This is a genomic window from Nocardia sp. NPDC057668 (genome assembly GCF_042799795.1).
Classification (GTDB): Bacteria; Actinomycetota; Actinomycetes; order Mycobacteriales; family Mycobacteriaceae; genus Nocardia.
In genome coordinates this window covers 613,842-632,496 of record NZ_JBHVIC010000004.1, presented here as the reverse complement: position 1 = coordinate 632,496, position 18,655 = coordinate 613,842, and the positions used below count along the sequence as shown (strand labels likewise).

General features: G+C 64.0%; 10 protein-coding genes. 7 read left to right on the top strand and 3 right to left on the bottom strand.

What is annotated here, in order from left to right; genetic code table 11:
- Window positions 1-104: 104 nt before the first annotated feature.
- Window positions 105-4,856 (top strand): NAD-glutamate dehydrogenase, encoded by a 4,752-nt coding sequence (locus ACFVBH_RS26985; protein ID WP_379005674.1) that lies wholly within the window; start codon window positions 105-107, stop codon window positions 4,854-4,856.
- Window positions 4,857-4,878: 22 nt separating this feature from the next.
- Here ACFVBH_RS26985 and ACFVBH_RS26980 read toward each other — a convergent pair whose 3' ends face one another.
- Entirely contained in the window at window positions 4,879-5,931 is a 1,053-nt protein-coding gene (locus ACFVBH_RS26980; protein WP_354987228.1) for an SPFH domain-containing protein, read from the bottom strand.
- Window positions 5,932-6,139: 208 nt separating this feature from the next.
- Between ACFVBH_RS26980 and ACFVBH_RS26975 the strand changes: the two genes are divergently transcribed.
- Window positions 6,140-7,675 carry an amino acid permease gene (locus ACFVBH_RS26975; protein ID WP_379005671.1) on the top strand — a complete coding sequence of 512 codons (1,536 nt, stop codon included), beginning with the start codon at window positions 6,140-6,142 and terminating at the stop codon, window positions 7,673-7,675.
- A 200-nt stretch (window positions 7,676-7,875) separates the two neighbouring features.
- Window positions 7,876-10,119, top strand: coding sequence for a tetratricopeptide repeat protein (locus ACFVBH_RS26970; RefSeq protein WP_379005669.1), 2,244 nt, complete (start codon window positions 7,876-7,878; stop codon window positions 10,117-10,119).
- Window positions 10,120-10,128: 9 nt separating this feature from the next.
- Here ACFVBH_RS26970 and ACFVBH_RS26965 read toward each other — a convergent pair whose 3' ends face one another.
- The gene (locus tag ACFVBH_RS26965; protein WP_354987225.1) at window positions 10,129-10,470 is read right to left on the bottom strand and encodes a DUF1707 domain-containing protein; all 342 of its coding nucleotides are present in this window, start codon (window positions 10,468-10,470) and stop codon (window positions 10,129-10,131) included.
- Window positions 10,471-10,644: 174 nt separating this feature from the next.
- On the opposite strand from ACFVBH_RS26965, the gene ACFVBH_RS26960 reads away from it, so the two are divergent.
- The 4 genes from ACFVBH_RS26960 (at window position 10,645) to ACFVBH_RS26945 (ending at window position 17,562) form a co-directional block, all read left to right on the top strand.
- Entirely contained in the window at window positions 10,645-11,376 is a 732-nt protein-coding gene (locus ACFVBH_RS26960) for a MerR family transcriptional regulator (protein WP_379005667.1), read from the top strand.
- A 547-nt stretch (window positions 11,377-11,923) separates the two neighbouring features.
- Window positions 11,924-12,538, top strand: coding sequence for a dihydrofolate reductase family protein (locus ACFVBH_RS26955; protein WP_379005665.1), 615 nt, complete (start codon window positions 11,924-11,926; stop codon window positions 12,536-12,538).
- Window positions 12,539-12,597: 59 nt separating this feature from the next.
- Window positions 12,598-15,057: an ATP-binding protein gene (locus ACFVBH_RS26950; RefSeq protein ID WP_379005663.1), complete on the top strand. Its 2,460-nt coding sequence runs from the start codon at window positions 12,598-12,600 to the stop codon at window positions 15,055-15,057.
- Between the two features lie 9 nt (window positions 15,058-15,066).
- The gene (locus ACFVBH_RS26945; RefSeq protein ID WP_379005661.1) at window positions 15,067-17,562 is read left to right on the top strand and encodes an AAA family ATPase; all 2,496 of its coding nucleotides are present in this window, start codon (window positions 15,067-15,069) and stop codon (window positions 17,560-17,562) included.
- Between the two features lie 342 nt (window positions 17,563-17,904).
- Here ACFVBH_RS26945 and ACFVBH_RS26940 read toward each other — a convergent pair whose 3' ends face one another.
- Window positions 17,905-18,654 carry a hypothetical protein gene (locus tag ACFVBH_RS26940; protein ID WP_379005659.1) on the bottom strand — a complete coding sequence of 250 codons (750 nt, stop codon included), beginning with the start codon at window positions 18,652-18,654 and terminating at the stop codon, window positions 17,905-17,907.
- Window position 18,655: the final 1 nt, after the last annotated feature.

The window sequence follows — 18,655 nt, the reverse complement described above, 5'->3', positions numbered from 1 at the left end:
ACGTGGCTAGAAGATAGCGCATCGCTGAATAGTGTACCGTCAAATAACGGCTCATTATCCACGCAAGACGCGGCCCGCCGCTTGCGGAACCGAAAGGCACGACGATGGCAATCTCCCGCAGCCCTGCGGCTACTCACCTGCCGGCCGGGGATCTCACCGCTGTCGAGGCTGCCTACTTTCGGTGGATAAAGCACGGCGGCAACGAACGCCGTGATCACGAACGCGCCGCCTCGATTCTCGGACACCACCTCGAACTGGGACGGACCCGGCGAGCCGGCACCGCCGTCGTTCACACCTACGTGCCGGGCGACGGCAGCGGCATCGAGCCGGCGATACAGATCGTCACCGACGATATGCCCCTGCTCGTGGACACTGTCACCGCTGCGGTCCGGCGTCTCGGCGTCGAGATCACCGACGTGCTTCATCCCATTCTCGATGCCCACCGTGATGTGGATGGAACACTGAACGCTCTGCTCGCACCGGGCAGCGCCGCACCGGTGACTGCTGTCAAGGAGTCGTGGATCCATCTTCAGCTCGGCGCGGTAGCCGACACGGATGTCCTCCACCGCTTGCAACAGGCGATCCCGAATATCTTGACCGACCTGCGCCATATCCTGGATCACACGCCGGCGATGAACGCTGCCCTCGACCACGCCGCGAAGGCGCTCGAGCACGAGGCCACCGATCGCGCGAGTCTCGACGCCGCCCAGCTGCTGCGATGGTTGGCCGATGGGAGGTTCACCCTCTTGGGAGCCGCGTGCACGGGCACACCCGACAGCGTGAATGGTCGCTCGGACACCCATTTCGGTCTGCTCAGCGAACTCACCCATCACGCTGTCGATCTGTCGCATGTGGCGACCGCGCCGGACTTGTCGCTCCACCTGGCCACCGCATCGGTCGACTCCTGGCTGTCGGCCTCGGGCGAACTGTTCGTCGTCACCGTCGGCGTGAAACCCATCGTTCGTTCCGACCCGGCCGCTCGACGCTGGATATTTCTGGGCACCCTGAACTCAACCGCGTTGCACGAGAACATTCTCGACATTCCTGTGGTGTCGGACCGGGCTTTGCAGGTCATTCAGAACGCGGGCTTCGCGCTCAACTCGTTCAACGGTCAAGCCATGCTCGAGGTGATGCAGTCGTATCCCCGCGCAGAGTTGTTCTCCACCAGCGTATCTCAGCTTCTGCATGTCGCTTCCTCGGTCATCGGCACCGACCTCCGACGGCAGGTGAGCATCTTCGTTCGCCATCAAGCCGACACCGGTGCCGTGTACTGCCTGGTGCACCTCCCCCGGGACCGGTATTCGAGCATCGCGCGAGAACGTATGCAGAAAATCCTGCGGATATGGTTCGGCAGCGACCGAATCGGATACTCCGCCCGTGCTACCGAGTCCGATCTCGCGGTAGTCCATTTCCGGATTCATCGGCCGCGTGTCCACGCGCTCGAGCCCCTTACCGACGAAGAGCATCGGCGTCTCGAAACCGAATTGTTCGAAGCCACCCGTACCTGGGTCGATCGCTTCGAGGTGGCGGCCGGGGCCGCCGGCCTGCCGCGCACACTCGTGCGCGAGTACCTGTCCGGGTTTCCACCCGCCTACCAGCAAGATCATGCACCGAATCGGGCAGTCGACGATCTGCTGCGACTGCACTCGCTTCCCGATGGAGACATCGACACCGCGATGCAGATACGCCTCGACGACCAGACGTGGCGCTTCACTCTGTACAACGCCGGTGAGCATGTGTCCCTGAGTCGCGTGCTGCCTGTGCTGCACAGTATGGGTGTCGAGGTACTCGACGAACGCCCGTACCAAATTCGCTCTGCGGCCGGACATTCGAGGTGGGTCTACGACTTCGGGCTGCGACCCGCCGCGGCGGACCCCGCGCACCCGGCCCATGCGGCAACCTCCGGGGGGCTCGAAGCGTTGACCGCGACGTTTACCGCGGCGTTCACCGCAGCTTGGACCGGCCGGATCGAGATCGACGATCTCAACAGCTTGGTGACGCGGGCACAGTTGGACTGGCCGCGTATCGCAGTGCTGCGCGCTTACGCGAAATATCTGCGACAGATCGGCTTCCCCTACAGCTTTCGCAGCATTACACGCGTACTGCTGACGCATCCCTTGCTCGCCTGCCAACTCGTGGACCTGTTCTACACGATGTTCGAACCGCACCACGACACTCGGGACGCCGCTACGTCCGGAAGTCTGCGGAAACTGACCAGCATGATCGACGAGGTCACGGAAATGGACGCGGACCGCGTCTTGCGTACCTACCTCACCTTGATCACCGCGACCCTGCGGACCAATCACTTCCGCCACCCGCGCACCGATCCCGCCTCGGACCAACTCGCCCTCAAGTTCGACGCTCGAAGCATCGAAGCGCTGCCTCCGCCACGCCCGCGTTTCGAGATCTTCGTCTACTCACCGCGGGTGGAAGGCGTACACCTGCGGTTCGGCGAGGTCGCGCGCGGCGGAATCCGCTGGTCCGACAGGTTGGGGGACTTTCGCACCGAAATTCTCGGTCTGGTCAAGGCCCAGGCGGTCAAGAACTCGGTTATCGTCCCCGTGGGCGCCAAGGGCGGATTCGTACTCAAAAATGCCTCTGCACCCGGCGTCGACCGGCACGTCATCCAATCCGAAGCGCGAGAATGCTACCGCCGCTTCATCACCGCCATGCTCGACGTCACCGACTCGATCGACCACTCCACCCGGGCAGTGATCGCTCCACCACGTGTGGTGCGCAGGGATGGTGACGACCCCTACCTTGTCGTCGCCGCGGACAAGGGCACCGCCGCATTTTCGGACCTGGCCAACAGCATCGCCGAGGAACACCGTTTCTGGATGGGCGACGCGTTCGCGTCCGGCGGCTCGGTCGGCTATGACCACAAAGCCATCGGCATCACCGCGCGAGGCGCATGGGAAAGCGTCCGTCGCCATTTCGCCGAACTCTCCATCGACATCGACAACGACCGATTCAGCGTCGTGGGCATCGGCGACATGAGCGGTGACGTCTTCGGAAACGGGATGCTGCTCTCACCCAATCTTCGCTTGATCGCCGCATTCGACCACCGCCACATCTTCGTTGACCCGGACCCCGACCCCGCGACCTCCTATCTCGAACGCGCACGCCTTTTCGCCCTGCCGCGCTCCTCGTGGGCGGACTACGACCGCACCGCGATCAGCACCGGTGGTGGCGTGTGGGAGCGCGCAAGCAAGCGAATCCCACTCAACGACGCGATTCGGCACGCGCTGGACATCCCCGCGTCCATCACCGCGCTGACCCCGCCGGACTTGATTCGGGCTATCCTGCAAGCCCCGGTCGACCTGTTGTGGAACGGCGGGATCGGCACATATATCAAAGCGGGCCACGAGCGAGATCTCGATGTCGCAGACAAGAGCAATGATCCTGTGCGTGTGGTCGCGGACACCGTGCGCGCTCGCGTGATCGGGGAGGGCGGCAACCTCGGCATTACGCCCGGAGGCCGCATCGAGTTCTGCCAGAACGGCGGAAAATGCAACACCGACGCGGTCGACAACTCCGCCGGTGTCGATTGTTCCGACCACGAGGTCAACATCAAGATCCTCCTCGACTCCGCGGTGTCCGCCGGCGAACTCGCCATCGACGAGCGAAACCCACTCCTGTTGGCGATGACCGCGGACGTGGCTACGGCAGTGGTCGGCAACAACATCGCCCAGAACATCCAGCTCGGATTGAGCAGAATGTCGAGCTGCGCTCGTCTCGTAACGCACGCACAACTGATCGCGGACCTCGAACGTCACCACAATCTGGATAGGGTCCTCGAGTCCCTGCCGGCCGAAGCCGACATCGCACGCCGGCGAAGTCGAAACCAGGGGCTCACCTCTCCAGAGCTGGCAACGCTCACCGCACATACCAAGCTGGCGATCAAGAGTGAATTGCTCACGGGCGCCCTGATCGATGAGCCCGAGTTCGAGTCGGCGTTGATCGGCTACTTCCCATCGCTGATCAGGGAGCGGTTCGTGTCCGCCATGCGACGCCATCCCCTGCGCCGCGATATCATCGCCACCACGATCGTCAACGACCTGGTCGATAACGCGGGACTCGACTACGCGTTCGCCCTCGCCGAGGAATCCGGTGCCACCACCGAGGACGCGGTCCGTGCTTTCCGGGTCGTCACAACGCTGTTCGATCTGCGCGAACTCTGGCACGACATACGCGCCACGCCCATGCCCACCCACGTCGCCTACGAACTCGAACTCGAAGCCCGCCGGCTCGTGGAGTGCGCCTCGCGCTGGATGCTCGCGGACCGAACACGCTTGAACCACGCCGTGGATCATCACTCCGCTGTTCGTGCGCTCAGCGACACGTCCGCACAGTGGATGCCGCGCGAGGCGGCCCGTCAGGTCACCACCCGAGCCGAAGAACTGGTCGAGCGTGGTGCTCCTCGGGAACTGGCGGCACGTGCTTTGATCCTGCCGCATTTGTTCGCCCTGCTCGATATCGTCGAGATCGCCGACGCCGCCGAACGCCCGCCGGCCGAGGTCGCCACTGACTACTTCACACTCGAGCGTCATCTCGGCGTCGACCGGCTCCTGACAACAGTGTCGGCCCTGCACAGTCCCGACCGGTGGCATGAGCTCACGCGCATCGCTATTCGCGATGATCTCTACGCGATACTTCGCACGGTGACGATGAACGTGCTGACCGAGTCGACCTCTGTCGCGGTCGCGGACCAGCGTGTGCACGCCTGGAGCAGCGAGCGAGGCGTTCGGATCGTCCGCACGAACGAGGTGATCGAGGAGATTCTCTCGACAGGAAACCCCGATGTGGCCGCGCTGTCGATAGCGGCCCGCCGCTTGCGCGCCCTGGTGCGCGCCTGAAGCCGAGCGCGCGAACGCGGAGCTAACCGGCGGCCTCGGTAAGGGCTCGGCCGCACTGACCACAGAAGTTGGCGCGGCGACCGACTCTGCTCCCGCACCCGGTGCACGTTCGAGGTTGTTGCAGCGTGCCGCACGCCATGCAGAATCGCGCGGTAGCTCTGATCTGCGCGGCACATGATTCGCATGGAACGCTGTCGCTGTGCGTGGAGGCCGGGGCGGGCTGGGACCACGGGGCAGGGGAGGCACTCACGAAAGGCTGCACCGCGGCCATCCCCACCGCTGTCGTCAGTGCATCGCCGGCATCGTGTGCCATTCCCGCGCTCGCCCCCAACGCCAGCTCGCCAGCGGCGTACCGCTGAAAGTCGCCCGCCAGATTCATGTACGTCTGGTCTTTGGCGAGGCGCTTGAGCTTGGCGGCATCCTCGGGCGCCAACGTGAGATCCAGATTGCCAATCCGGGAGATCCTCAGCCCGTAGTCGTACAGAGCCACATTCGCCTCGCGAACAACGAGAGCTTCGATCGCGGGCAGCCGGCTGGAAATGCCCAGAACCGGCCACTCTCCCGCCATCACCCGTTGCGCGACGGCGATTTTCATCGCCTTGGTCAGCAGTGCTGCGCTCCACTCGAACAATCGCCCGGCGTCCGACAAGTTGGCTGTACCGACGAGAGACGTGAGTAGCGTCGCGGGGTCGCGGACGACAAGAGCGAACTCGCCGTGCGTGCGGAGGCTGACCACCTGGTCGCTCACGGGGTCGGTGACATCGGCGAGCCGACCTCCGAAGGGCAGACCGGTGAATTCTCGCGACGACACGAAGTAGAGCTCGGCCTGATAGAAGTTTCCGCCGGTCATCGAATCGACCAATGCCCCCAGGGCCGGCAATGCGTCGGCATCGATGCGATGCCTGCCGGGGCCGAGCGTGGCCACAACTGCTCCGGATCGCACGAACAACGCGGTCTCGTCGATATTGACCAGCGCGCGCGTGAAGCGCCGGATGGCGCGGTCGGGCCACTTGTAGACCAACTGCTGCTTGCGGTCGTCCGGGACCGCTATGAACTCACGAGCAAACCATGCCATACGTCCTCCGTGGTACATGATTAACGTATCGCCGTTTGACGCGCCACTATACCACGTCTACCACCCGCAGACCTGGGTGGATGTCGCAATATATGGCCCTGAGCTGCAAGCACGCACCAACGCTACAGGTCTAGTTGTGCCTCCATTGAATGCGACGTTGGATAACGGTACATTACTCGTGAACTGGCAAGCGCGAAAGGTGCACACCGTGACAACAGTCCGACATCCCGCAGGGGAGTCCAGCGGTAGCAAACAGGTGAATCCGGAAGACGTCGGCTACCACAAGGACCTTCGGCCACGCCAGATCCAGATGATCGCCATCGGCGGCGCCATCGGAACGGGTTTGTTCCTGGGGGCAGGAGGGCGCCTCGCCAGTGCCGGGCCGGGCCTGTTCCTGGTCTACGGGATCTGCGGCGTCTTCGTGTTCTTCATCCTGCGCGCACTCGGGGAACTCGTGCTACATCGCCCCTCCTCGGGCTCGTTCGTGTCCTACGCGCGCGAGTTCTACGGTGAGAAACTGGCATTCACGGTCGGATGGATGTACTTCTTCCACTGGTGTATGACCGGAATTGTCGACATCACCGCCATCGCCACCTATGTCCATTACTGGGGCGCGACCGAGGTGGTGCCTCAATGGGTCATCGCGCTCGTCGCGCTCGTGGCGGTCGTGTCCATCAACCTGATCTCGGTGCGTTGGTTCGGCGAGCTCGAATTCTGGGCAGCCCTGGTCAAAGTCGTCGCCCTCGTCGGGTTCCTCGTCATCGGCAGCGTCTTCCTCCTCGGACGCTTCGACATCCAGGGTCAACGCACCGGCTTCAGTGTGATCACCGACAACGGCGGACTGTTCCCCTCCGGTATGTTGCCGCTGGTGCTGGTCACCACGGGGGTGGTCTTCGCCTATGCCGCCGTCGAACTGGTCGGGACGGCCGCGGGTGAAGCGGAGAACCCCGAAAGGATCATCCCCCGTGCCATCAACTCGGTCGTGGCCCGGATCATCCTGTTCTACGTCGGGTCCCTGGTCCTTCTCGCACTGTTGCTGCCCTACACGGCTTTCCGGGCCGGGCAAAGCCCTTTCGTCTCGTTCTTCTCCAAGCTCGGAGTCGAAGGCGCTGGCTCGATCATGAACCTCGTCGTGCTGACCGCGGCATTCTCGAGCCTCAACGCCGGGCTGTACTCCACGGGACGAGTATTGCGTTCCATGGCCATGAATGGCAGCGCACCTGCGGTCGCAGGGCGCATGTCCGCCTCCGGGGTGCCCTACGTCGGAATCCTCGCCACGGGAGTGATCGCACTCTTCGGCGTAGGACTGAACGCGCTCGTCCCCGAACAAGCCTTCGAAATCGTTCTGAACATGACGGCGCTGGGCACCATCACCTCGTGGGCGGCCATCGTGTTGTGCCAGCTGCGTTTGTGGCAATGGTGGCGTGCGGGGCGAATGGAAAGGCCGACCTTTCGCCTGATCGGAACACCGTACACCGGGTTCGCCACTCTGATCTTCCTCGCCGGCGTGGTGATTCTGATGGCTACCAGCGAAGACATCGTCCAGCGGGGAGCGGTGCTCACGATGTTCCTGATCGTCGCGCCCGCGTTCGTCATCGGCTGGTTCTTCGCCCGCAAGCGCGTCGGACTCATCGCCGCCCAGCGCGAGGGCCACACAGGCCAATTCCCCGTAATCGCCGAGCGACCGGCGCTGGCGCCTGAACCGACCAACCCGACGACGGCCACGACCGACACTGATCGGTAGGTCTGTCCGCGCACCGTTCCACACGAACCCCATCGCAACGAATCGGCTTCCCCGCACTGGGAACAACCTTGTGCGACGGAACACCGGACGCGGGAACACAATAGGGCCGAATCACCTGGCGGATTCGAAAGGCCCGGATGTCCCCACCACCGCGTCCAGGACCACATCCCTGGTCGAATCGCTGGTCACACGATGACCACATGTCGCGGCGTGGCGCGCAACCCGCCTGGGCCACTCGACGACGAACAACGTCGCTCGAAACCGCCACGCCGCAACATATCTCCGAACCCCGGGACGTCGGCACCGCGGTGTTCGGTGCCGACGATGCAGTCAGCGGCCCGCAAAGTACCCGCACACGCCCGACCCCGCGCCGCCTCGCCGATGGACTGTTGCCGATGCCGCAGGTGTCAGCCATCGCACCCGACACCGCGCTGCTCATCAATCCCGAAGTGCCCGAACACAAGCGGCTGTGCTGGAACTGCCAACATCGGGTCGGACGGAGCAGCGATTCCACTCCTGCCGCCACCACCGGCCACTGTGGCCGCTGCGGCTCCGAGTTCAACTTCCGGCCACCGCTGGCCACGGGCGACACGGTGGCCGCCCAATACGAGGTGCAAGGGTGTCTGGCTCACGGCGGGCTGGGATGGATCTACCTGGCCGTTGACCGTAATGTCAGTGATCGTTGGGTAGTCCTCAAGGGGCTGCAGAACCCCCAGGATTTCGAAGCGCATGTCGTAGCTCTGGCAGAACGACAATTCCTGTCCGAGATGACACACCCGGGCATCGTGAAGATCTACAACTTCGTCAGACACGGTAATGACGGGTACATCGTGATGGAGTACGTCAGCGGTTTGTCACTCAAGCGAATCCACGACCTCGCGCAGCCCGCCCAGCTTCCGGTGGCTCAAGCCATCGCCTACGTCATGGAAGTACTCCCGGCGCTCGACTACCTGCACTCGTTCGGACTGGCGTACAACGACCTAAAACCCGACAACATCATGGTCACCGACGACGAGGTGAAGCTGATCGATCTCGGAGCCGTGGCGGCGATGGCCTCGTATGGCAGCATTTACGGGACACCCGGCTACATGGCTCCGGAAATCACACACACCGGTCCCACGATCGCCTCCGATATCTACACGGTCGGGCAAACGCTGGCCGCATTGACGTTGTCGATGTCCCATACCGATGCGCACGGCGTCCGGTCTCTACCCGACCCAGGCAGTGAGCCGGTCCTGCTCCAATACCCGGGCCTGCACAGGCTCCTCGAACGCGCACTCGATATCGATCCGGCCCGGCGCTTCTCCAGCGCCTACGCGATGCACAACCAGCTCGCCGGCGTCCTGCGGGTAATCCTTGCCGAAGACACCGGACGCGAACACCCTCGCGCAACCCTCGAATTCGGGGCCCACCGCGGGGAATTCGGGATCACGACTCTTCTGAGTCCACTCGAGGGCATACGAGCCGGCCAGCCGCACACACCCCTGCTGAGCCCGTCCGAAGTCGCCAACGCGCTGCCGGTCCCCTTGATAGATCCAGAGGACCCCAGCCATGATCTGCTGGCCCCGCTGCTGTACTCCCAGCCCAACCAGGCACTCGACACCTTGCGACAGGATCGCGTCCGGGTTCGGGATGGGACGATTTCCCCGCCGTGGTCGTACGACCACGAAAGCACTCTCGTCGCCCTGCGTGCACACCTCGAGCTCAATGACGTGCATAGTGCCGAAGCGGCGCTCGCCACCCTGGATGGGGCATCCCCGGACTGGCGCCTGCCCTGGTACCAAGGGATTACCGCGTTGCTGGAACAGGACTATCACCGCGCCCACGAGCATTTCGACGTCGTGTACGGCTGTCTGCCCGGAGAGATCACAGCGGCGCTCGCGATGGCGGTGTCTGCAGAACTGATCGTGCACCACCGATCACGCGCAGACGAGCGCGACCGCTGGGTCACCGTGGCGGCGACCTTCTATCGCATGGTCTGGCGCACCAACCGCAGTGTGGTCAGCGCTGCGTTCGGGCTCGTTCGACAACTCATCGTCGCGGACGAACTCAGCGAAGCGGTCGCAATCCTCGATGAGGTCCCCGAGGCTTCCCGCCACTTCGCGGTAGCGCAAATCAGCGCGGCGTTGCTGCTGGTCTCTCGTCCGCCGACTCGGTTGTCCCTGGATGACATTCATGATGCGGCACGTCGTGCCGGCGCACACGCCGCTGATCCGCGCGCGCTGCCACTCCGACTACTCACCGTAGGCGCAGCCATCGCCTGGCTGGAATCCACCGCATGTCCGCCCACGGCCACGCTCTTCGGTGTTCCGCTCACCACCACGGGGCTCCGGCGAGAGCTCGAACGCAGCCTGCGTACCCTGGCCTCGACCACCACTGATCGATGGCACCGATACCGAATTGTCGACTTGGCCAACCAGATCCGCCCCAGAACCTGGTGGTGACAGCGGCACTCACCGGTGCCGCACCGCGGCCGCTACGAATACCACCAAGGGAATCACCAACCAGAACCCGCTACCTGTCGCCATGCTCATGATCACGCCGGCCAAGGCGAGAACAGCCAGCGGGGCATTCGCATATCGACGGTTTGCGGGAATGGGCGCTCGCCCTTGCAAAGCGGGCAAATCCGTGAACAGCTCGGCCAGCTGCGGGCGAGTCTCTGCTACAGCGGCCAGTACGCAGCGATCGTCGAACTCGGCCACCGACAATCGCCCTTCGGCCAGGTGGCGCGACAACTCACCCAAAGCGTGTTCTCGATCGAGAGTGCTCACTCGATCATCAGGCAGCGAGGCCATGGCACGAGGGTAGGGGCACCGGTCACGCCAGGGTTCCCAGAACAGGGAAGGATTCCCGCCGGTGGGAATACTTGAGGACGCGTGGGTCGTGTGCCACTGTTCATGTGCCCGCTATCAGACGTCATCGCCGCCCGAGGCTCGTTCCCGCGTGATAGATATGGTTTCCTTGTTGGTATGGCGGCCGTGGAATACACCATCGACGAACTCGCGCGCGAGGCCGGTACTACAGTGCGCAGCCTCAGGGTTTACCACGAGCGCGGGGTCCTGCCGCCGCCGCAGGTGAAGGGCCGCACGGGGTACTACGGTGCCGATCACCTCAATCGGGTCCACACGATCAGTCGACTGCTCGAACGCGGCATCAAGCTCAACGGGATCCGGGAATTGCTGGAGGCCTGGGGCCGTGGTGACGGCCTGGGTGAGGTCCTGGGCGTAGCCGATTCGGGCCCGGATGACGCCAGCGGCGACGAGCGTCCCGTTGGAGACACCGTCACCGCGATCGCACTTCAGGAGCGCTTGCGCGATGTCCCCAACGGCCTGGCACGTGTTGTCGCGCTCGGGCTGTTCGAACCGCTGGACGCGATCAACTATCGGGTCGCGGACCCCGCTCTGGTTCGACTGCTCGATCAACTACTCGCGCTGGATGTATCGATGTCCGAGGCGCTCGGTGAACTCGAGCGCCTGAACGCGGAGTGTGATCGTGTTGCGCGGCGATTCTTCGAGTTGTTCAACCGCACGGTGGTACAGGCGTACCAGGAGTCCGAACGTACCGCCGCCGACCGTGCGGCACTCAACGATCGTGTGGACTCCGCGCGTTCGCTGCCGGGGTCCATGGCCGCGGAGTTGATAACTCGGCAAATCGGGAAGAGCTTCGCGCTCGATATCGAGATGGCCGATCTGCAGGATTGAGGCATGCTCGGGCGGAGTTCCCAGCCACGGTGAGACCTATGCAACGGACCACTATCTGGCGGTACATTGTCCTGGTTCTCTCGGCGATGGGACCGGGATCCGTTTCATGTAAAGGCACGCAATGATCCAGCACACCCGCCCGGTGACCCGAATGCTCGGCCTCACCCTCGGCACCGCAGTAGGAGCACTGATCGTGGCGATCGCTCCGGCCGGCGCCCACCCTTTCGCGCCTCATTCGGACTTCGGTAACGAAAGCGAGGCATGGACCCGGCCGCAGGATCATGCGGCACCCGAGGGGTGGCGAGGACACCGACGCGGGCACGAGGGATTCGAGCCCTTCAACCCTCCGCGACCCGGCTGCGACCCGCGCGACGGCTGGCACGCGCCGTACCCCGCCCCTCCAGCCGTCGTGATCATTCCCCCGACGGGCAGTTTCGGATAGCTTCCGACGGCTACTTAAGTATGTCTTCGCGGCCACTGCTGATGCGCCATGCCGACCTGTCGGTCGACAATCTCCTCAAGCGAAACGCAGGAGGTTGGCGGCGAAATGGGAAAGGTGACCCTGTGGATGCAGATGTCGTTGGACGGCATCGCCGATTCCGCGGACAAAGTCAGTTGGCCGGTCGTGGACGAGGAGCTCTACCAGCCGTACCTGGATGACTTGTGCGCGGCCGAAGCATTCCTCTACGGCCGGCGCACCTACGAGCAGATGGCGTCGTTCTGGCCACAAGCCGACGAGGAGCCCGCGATCTCGGAGTTCTACGTCGACTTCGCGCGATGCTGGAAGAAGACCCCGAAGTTCGTCATCTCCCGAACCCTCGACGTTGTCGACTGGAACACCCGAGTACTACGGGGGAACCCGATCGAGCAAGTCGCTGCCCTCAAAGCCGAGACGAAGGGGGAGCTTATCGTCTTCGGAGGTCCTCGAACTGCTACACCGTTGATGCGCTACGGCTTGATAGATGACTATCACCTGTTCATCCATCCCATAGTGCTGGGACACGGGACCTCACTGTTCCCACGCGCAGGGATAGAGCCGCCGCTGAATCTCATCGATGTCACGTCGTTCCCCAGCGGCGTCGCACGAGTCCACTATCAGCAACCACCGGCGCATCGACACCGGACATGGTCACCAGGACCGGAACCGGATCGCGTCGTGTGAGCGTGAGCAGTTGGCGTTTGCCCAGCGAACACTGAATCGGTGGACTACGTTCACTGGGTATGTCCGCGGTTTCCTCACGTGGCGACGCTGTTCCGGCTTCGACCAGTGAGTTCGTCGGCCGAGAAGCCGAACTCGCTCAGCTCGACCTGTTATTGTCCGGCCCGGCACGGCTGATCAGCCTCGTCGGGCCGGGCGGAGTGGGCAAGAGCGCGTTGGCCGCTCATGCGCTGCGGCAATCCAGCAACGGACGGCTCACTCACTGGGTACGCCTGACAGGCCTTTCCTCGGACACCGACTCGCTGATCGAGCACGTCACAGCTGCCCTGGAAGCGGCCGTCGACGCGCCGGACAACGCCAGGCAAAGATTGTCCCGGGGTCTCGGAACAGGGGGACCGACTCACTCGACGATCCTCGTGCTGGATGGATGCGAGAGCGTGCTGGCCGCCACGCACCGCCTTATCAACGAGCTGTCCTATCTCGCACCGGGTATCACCATCGTGACCACCTCCCGCGAACCGATTGGTGGACTCGACGAGTACATCCTGTGGATACACGGACTCAACCCCACCGACAGCCTGGCGCTTTTCTGGCGCCGAACCTCGTTCGTTGGTCGACACCTGGACCATGACAACGACTCTCGCGTGGTTTCCCGCGAGATCTGCCGCCGACTCGACCACAATCCGCTGTTCATCCGCATCGCCGTGGCCCGGCTGTCCCACCAGCCCGCGGCGACTATTCTGCGCGACCTGAGCGGGGACGCCGCCGATCAGCGTCTGACCTGGACCCACCCGGGCCGAGCACCAACCGATGCCCGGCACTCGAGTGTGCTCGCCGTGCTCGAGGACTCGTTGTCGACCTGCACAGAAGACCAGCGAATCCTGCTCGAGCGTTTGACAGCCTTCGCCCCCGGCCGCGACGCTCAAGATCCCGGCGGCGGGAGCGGCATCGAACTCGCCGCCATCATCGCGGTTTGCGCCGATCGCGAACTACCCGGCCCAGCGGTCGAGGATTGCCTCGATCGACTTGTCGACAAGTGCCTGCTCATCGTCGATCCCGATGCAACCACAACCCGTTACCAAATGCCTGAAACTGTGCGGGTGTTCGCCGCGCGACGACTCTCCCGTCAGCCCACCGAGCACGCACGGCTGGCAGAACGCCATTGCCACTACTACTTCCAATGGGCACGTGATGTCCCCGGCGTCCACCTGGGGCCCGAACAAGTCAGCTGGCGGCAATGGAGCAGCCAGACCTGGGGCAATCTGCGACTCGCGGTGGATACCGCCTGCGCACAGCCCAACGGCTACGAAACCAGCCTGGAAATCCTCACTGACACGTTCTCGACATGGATACCTGCGGCTCACGACGACCCTGTCGCGTCGCTCCTCCGACAGACCATGGCTGCCGCGCCTGCTCCGCTGACCGCTGGACGCGCCGACTCGCTTGCCCTGATCAGCCGAATCGCTCTCTGGCAGGGTGATTACGTCCACGCCCGAACCACACTCTGCGCGTCGGCGGCACAATTCGTGCCCGCTCACTCTTGGCCACCGCCTGCCGGCGTCGACATCGGGCTGCCGGCAGCCCTCGAATTCACATGGGGCCTGGAACTGCTGCTCACCCACCGGGATTCAGCGTCGATCGAGGTTCTGCACCGAGCCGCGCGGGCATACGCCCGTAGCGGCAAGCACCGCGAAACCACTGCTTGCCAGCGCTTTCTCGCGCTCGCCCATGCGCTGCTGCTGGAGCCCGACGTCAGCGAGCGCTACACCAGAACCTGCCTTCACGCGGAAGCGTCGAGAGACCAACCGGATCTCGTGTGGATGGAGATGGCACATTCGATCGCTCTCGCGCGCAACGGCGTAATGGCCGAAGCGCTCGCCCGTACCAATGCCCTGTTGACGTTCACCCCTTCCGGGCAGGACCCCTGGACCGCCCGATGGTGTGCGGTCGCGCGAATCATCAGCCTGCGCCACTCGCTGCTGACCTATCCCTACCATCAGCACCATTCGGACCGCGAAATGGCCGCCATCGAAGTCGCCCGTCTCACGGGAGCCATGCGGGCACACTCGATCCCGTGGATCCTGCCGATCGACGAACTGCCCGTGATAGCGGTCGAACTCGGCAAGGCAACCGAAGCGGCGGCCGCGGTACTGGGCCAGGCGCAATCGGCCAACGCGCGTGCGGAAGGGGAACGACTCCTTCGCGAGTTCGTCACCGAGCACGTGACCCACCCCGCCCCGTTCATGCGGCAGATGCTCGACAGCGACGCCACCTCACCACAGCCCGAGCCCCCCGTTCCGCACCTTACCCCCGCAGAACGGGAGGTCGCGCTCTTGGTGGCAGCAGGATGGACAAACAGGGCGATTGCGATTGAACGGCAATGCTCTATCCGAACCATCGACGCTCAAGTCGCCGCCATCCGTAGAAAGCTGTCCGTCAGTTCGCGCCAGGATGTAGCCGCCCGCTTGCCCTCCGATCTCGCCGATCAACTCACCCGTATCCCCTATCCGCCGCACCATTGAGAACAAACGATGCCTCCCGCCGAACACGGCTCACCCGGAACAAGCTCGTTCATCGGACGTGATCAGGAACTGCGCCGTATCGCGCTCCTTCTGGACAATTCGAAGATCCGGCTGCTGACGCTCGTGGGGCCTGGGGGTATCGGCAAGACAAGGCTGGCCGGCGAAGCGATCCGTCGCCGCCCCACCCCGCTTTCGTCCGCCTGGGTGAACCTTGCGAGGCTCCCACGCGGTGCGGACGCCGACGTCGTGGCGGAGGAGGTCGCACGAATCGTAGCTCTCGCCGGCCTTTCGGGACGCTCCCCATGGGACGCGATATCCAGCGCATTGGCCAATGACCCCGGAGACGACCGCGTGCTCGTGCTCGACAATTGCGAGCATCTCATCGACGCGGCACACACGTTCATCTCCGAGCTGCGCCGCCGACTGCCGAACGTGACCGTACTGGCAACCAGTCGCCAGTCCATCGGCTGTCGAGGTGAGCGCACGATCGTTGTCGAACCTCTTCCGCACCAGCACGCTCGATCGCTGTTCTGCCATCGCGCACAGCTGACAGGTTTCCATCTCGAGCCCACTCAGACCCAACTGTCACTCGTCGACCAAGTGTGCCGCCGAGTCGACCGAAACCCGTTGTTCATTCGGCTGGCCGCGGCGCGACTGCGGTACCGCACTCTGTCCCACGTCCTGCGTGAACTCACCGGCGACGATTCCGATCGGCGATTGGGGTGGTCTGCCGGCGCGCGCGCCGATCCCGCCGACCGGCACAACAACATCGCCGACGCGATCGCGTGGTCTTACGAGCTGTGCGGTCCACTCGAGAAACGGCTGTTGGAGAACCTGTCGGTATTCGCTGCCGGCAGCGAAGCCGTCGACGGCTACAACCACGACAAAGGGGTTGAACTCGACGCCGTGGTCGCTGTATGCGCCGGATCGACCCTGCCCGCCGACAGCATCGTCGAGCTCCTCCAACGGCTCGTGGACCGTTCACTCGTCTCCGTCGACACCAGCGGTCCCATCAACAGGTACTACATGCTCGAGAGCATTCGGCTCTACGCTCGCGAGCGCCTAGAACAGCGACAGCCGGCTCTGGTCACCGTGCGGGCACTTCGTGCTCGCCACCGCCGCTACTATCGCGACAGGATCATCGTCGGCCACGCGACGTGGTTCGGCCGTGACGAACAGCGGTGGCTCGAGTGGATGCGCAGCTCATGGAACAACATCCTGATGAGCCTCGAGACAGGTATCGACGACCCCGCCGACGCGCTTGTCACACTCGAATCCCTTGCCGCCCTTATGTCATTGCGAATACCGTTCGTCACCGGCGCCAATCGCACGATCACCGCGCTCACCGAAGCGGCCCTGGGAGTCGCCGCCGCCGGGGGCAGGCTGCCGCTTGCCCTGCGAATCGATGCGACCGCCTCCGTCGCATGGGTGGCGGTGTGGCAGGGGCGCAGCGCGTATACCGCCCGTTTGCTCGACCAGTGTGTTGCCGCGTGCCCAACGCTCACCGTTGCTCACCACGATTGGCGCGCGAGCGCCGACATCGATGTGGGGCTGCCCGCCCCGGTCGAGTTCACTTTCGCCCTCGAACTAATGACCATGAAGCTGGATGCCCGAGCGATCCCCGCCTTCACACGCGCACGCACAAAGTTCGCCGCCATCGGGGATTCGGCCGGTGCGGCGCGCAGCGAATTGTTCGAAGTACTGTCCACGTGCGTGGTCGGTGAGCCCCATGCCGCACTGACCATCGCTCGACATCACCTCGACCGGACACTCCGCGCCGGCGCGATCTGGGCGCACTGGTGGGCGAAGCTTGCATGGATCCTTGCCCAATCACGACACGGTGACCCGGCGAGAGCAGCCGAGTATGCCCTCGACACACTGCCTGACATCGTCGCCGCGAATGATCGGTGGACGGCGAGTTGGCTGATCCACTACTACATGATGGCGCTGACCTACAGTATTGCCGACCACCCCCGGTCGGTAGCCGCGACGTCGACAGCCCTCCGTATCGCGCGCATCCACTCAGGACTGGCCCGGCTGCACCGGCTCATGGGAATCGCGCCGGAGCGCACCACGTTGGTCGCCAGTGAAATACGCCAAGCCATCGACATCGCGACCGCGACCCTCGGTCCACACACTTTCGCCGGCGCAGCCGCACAGGGTGCAGCGTTCAAGCCGGAAAACGACGAGTTACAACGCTACGTTCTGGGTTTCGTCGAACTTCCGGACCCGGTGAGTCCGCAGCACCGGCAAGGCGCACTCAGGCGGTGGAACCTGCTGTCGCGGACCGAGACCGAGGTGGCGCTACTCATCGCCGAGGGCTGGACCAACAGTGCGATCGCGGCACATCGCGGAAAGTCACTCCGTACGATCGACGCTCAAGTTCTCGCGATTCGCCGCAAACTATCGATAGCCAACCGCGAGGACATCAACCGGTTCATCCCCCCGAGTCCAGCTACCCGAATCGACGAACAGCCCACTTCCGAGGCGTCTGGGTCGAGTTGAATCCCCTCTCCCGGGAATACTCCACACTGAACGTGCCCTCCTACGCTTGACACGCGCATGGTGCCGGACGCGGGCGGGCAGCAGTGGGAGATACGGCCAGGACCGGAACCAACCTCGACCGGTCCTGGCCGCCCCGTTCGCGAGTTCGCCGCACACGTAAGGATATTCATGCTTCCCAGTGGTTCCTCGGCCCCTGATCTGCGCACGATACTTCCGCTTCTCGGTCTGGCACTGAGCATGGGAAGTTCTATCCTCGGCGTACTGCTGTAGGCCTGCCCTGGTGCGACCTATCGCTCGGCCTTCGAGCACTGTCGAGCGCAGCCCCTCTGATCCGTGCCGCCCTCACATCCGCCGACGGCGCGCATCCAGGAACCGTCGCCGCGTGGCAACACGGAAATGCGGATGCATTAGGCACCAGTGCGAAATCGCCGACATGGCCGAGAGAATTGCCAGGGCACCCGCTGCCAGAGCGTAGGTAGTCAGTCGAGCGCTCCCATACGATGAGGGGCCGGCCACCCCTGGAAACGGTAAACGTCCCTTGCCCATCGCCCACGCGATTACCGAACCCAGATGTCCGCCCATGTCGTATGAGCGTGTGGTCATGGCTCTCAGCTCGGGCCCTTTGCTGTTGATGTAGACCAGTGTGATCATGACCAACACCGCGGCGAGCCCGGCGCACAGCGCTGAAATGCGCGCGGCCAGTTCGCTTCGTAAACTGATTCCGGCCACGGCGACGAGACAACTGACAACGATCGCCGCGGCCGCCAGCAATCCCCAGACACCGGCGATGGGCGCCATCCCAGCTCGTTGCTGTGAAAACACCGTCAAGTACGCGGTCGTAGCGTCAATTCGGCCGAAGGCGTTCGCTTCGGCCGTCCCGTTCGGCCCGGAGGCTACCAACCACGGCTGGAACAGCAGCAGCAACGCTGCCAATCCGCTCATCCCGGTCAGCGCGCACGCCCCGCCGACCCGAAGCGTGAGCATCAACGCAGTCGAGGACATCGCGCTGAAGGACCGTCGCTCCACGCTCGTCGAATCCGCTGTGGCCTTGTCGCCCGGCTGATCACCTTGCCACGGGGTTCGCGCCATCATC

Bases quoted from the DNA above. Each gene is read 5' to 3' on its own strand.
- ACFVBH_RS26960 (WP_379005667.1), top strand. From the start codon at position 10,645: ATGGCGGCCGTGGAATACACCATCGACGAACTCGCGCGCGAGGCCGGT.
- ACFVBH_RS26985 (WP_379005674.1), top strand. From the start codon at position 105: ATGGCAATCTCCCGCAGCCCTGCGGCTACTCACCTGCCGGCCGGGGAT.
- ACFVBH_RS26950 (WP_379005663.1), top strand. From the start codon at position 12,598: ATGTCCGCGGTTTCCTCACGTGGCGACGCTGTTCCGGCTTCGACCAGT.
- ACFVBH_RS26955 (WP_379005665.1), top strand. From the start codon at position 11,924: ATGGGAAAGGTGACCCTGTGGATGCAGATGTCGTTGGACGGCATCGCC.
- ACFVBH_RS26965 (WP_354987225.1), bottom strand. From the start codon at position 10,470: ATGGCCTCGCTGCCTGATGATCGAGTGAGCACTCTCGATCGAGAACAC.
- ACFVBH_RS26970 (WP_379005669.1), top strand. From the start codon at position 7,876: ATGTCGCGGCGTGGCGCGCAACCCGCCTGGGCCACTCGACGACGAACA.
- ACFVBH_RS26980 (WP_354987228.1), bottom strand. From the start codon at position 5,931: ATGGCATGGTTTGCTCGTGAGTTCATAGCGGTCCCGGACGACCGCAAG.
- ACFVBH_RS26945 (WP_379005661.1), top strand. From the start codon at position 15,067: ATGCCTCCCGCCGAACACGGCTCACCCGGAACAAGCTCGTTCATCGGA.
- ACFVBH_RS26940 (WP_379005659.1), bottom strand. From the start codon at position 18,654: ATGATGGCGCGAACCCCGTGGCAAGGTGATCAGCCGGGCGACAAGGCC.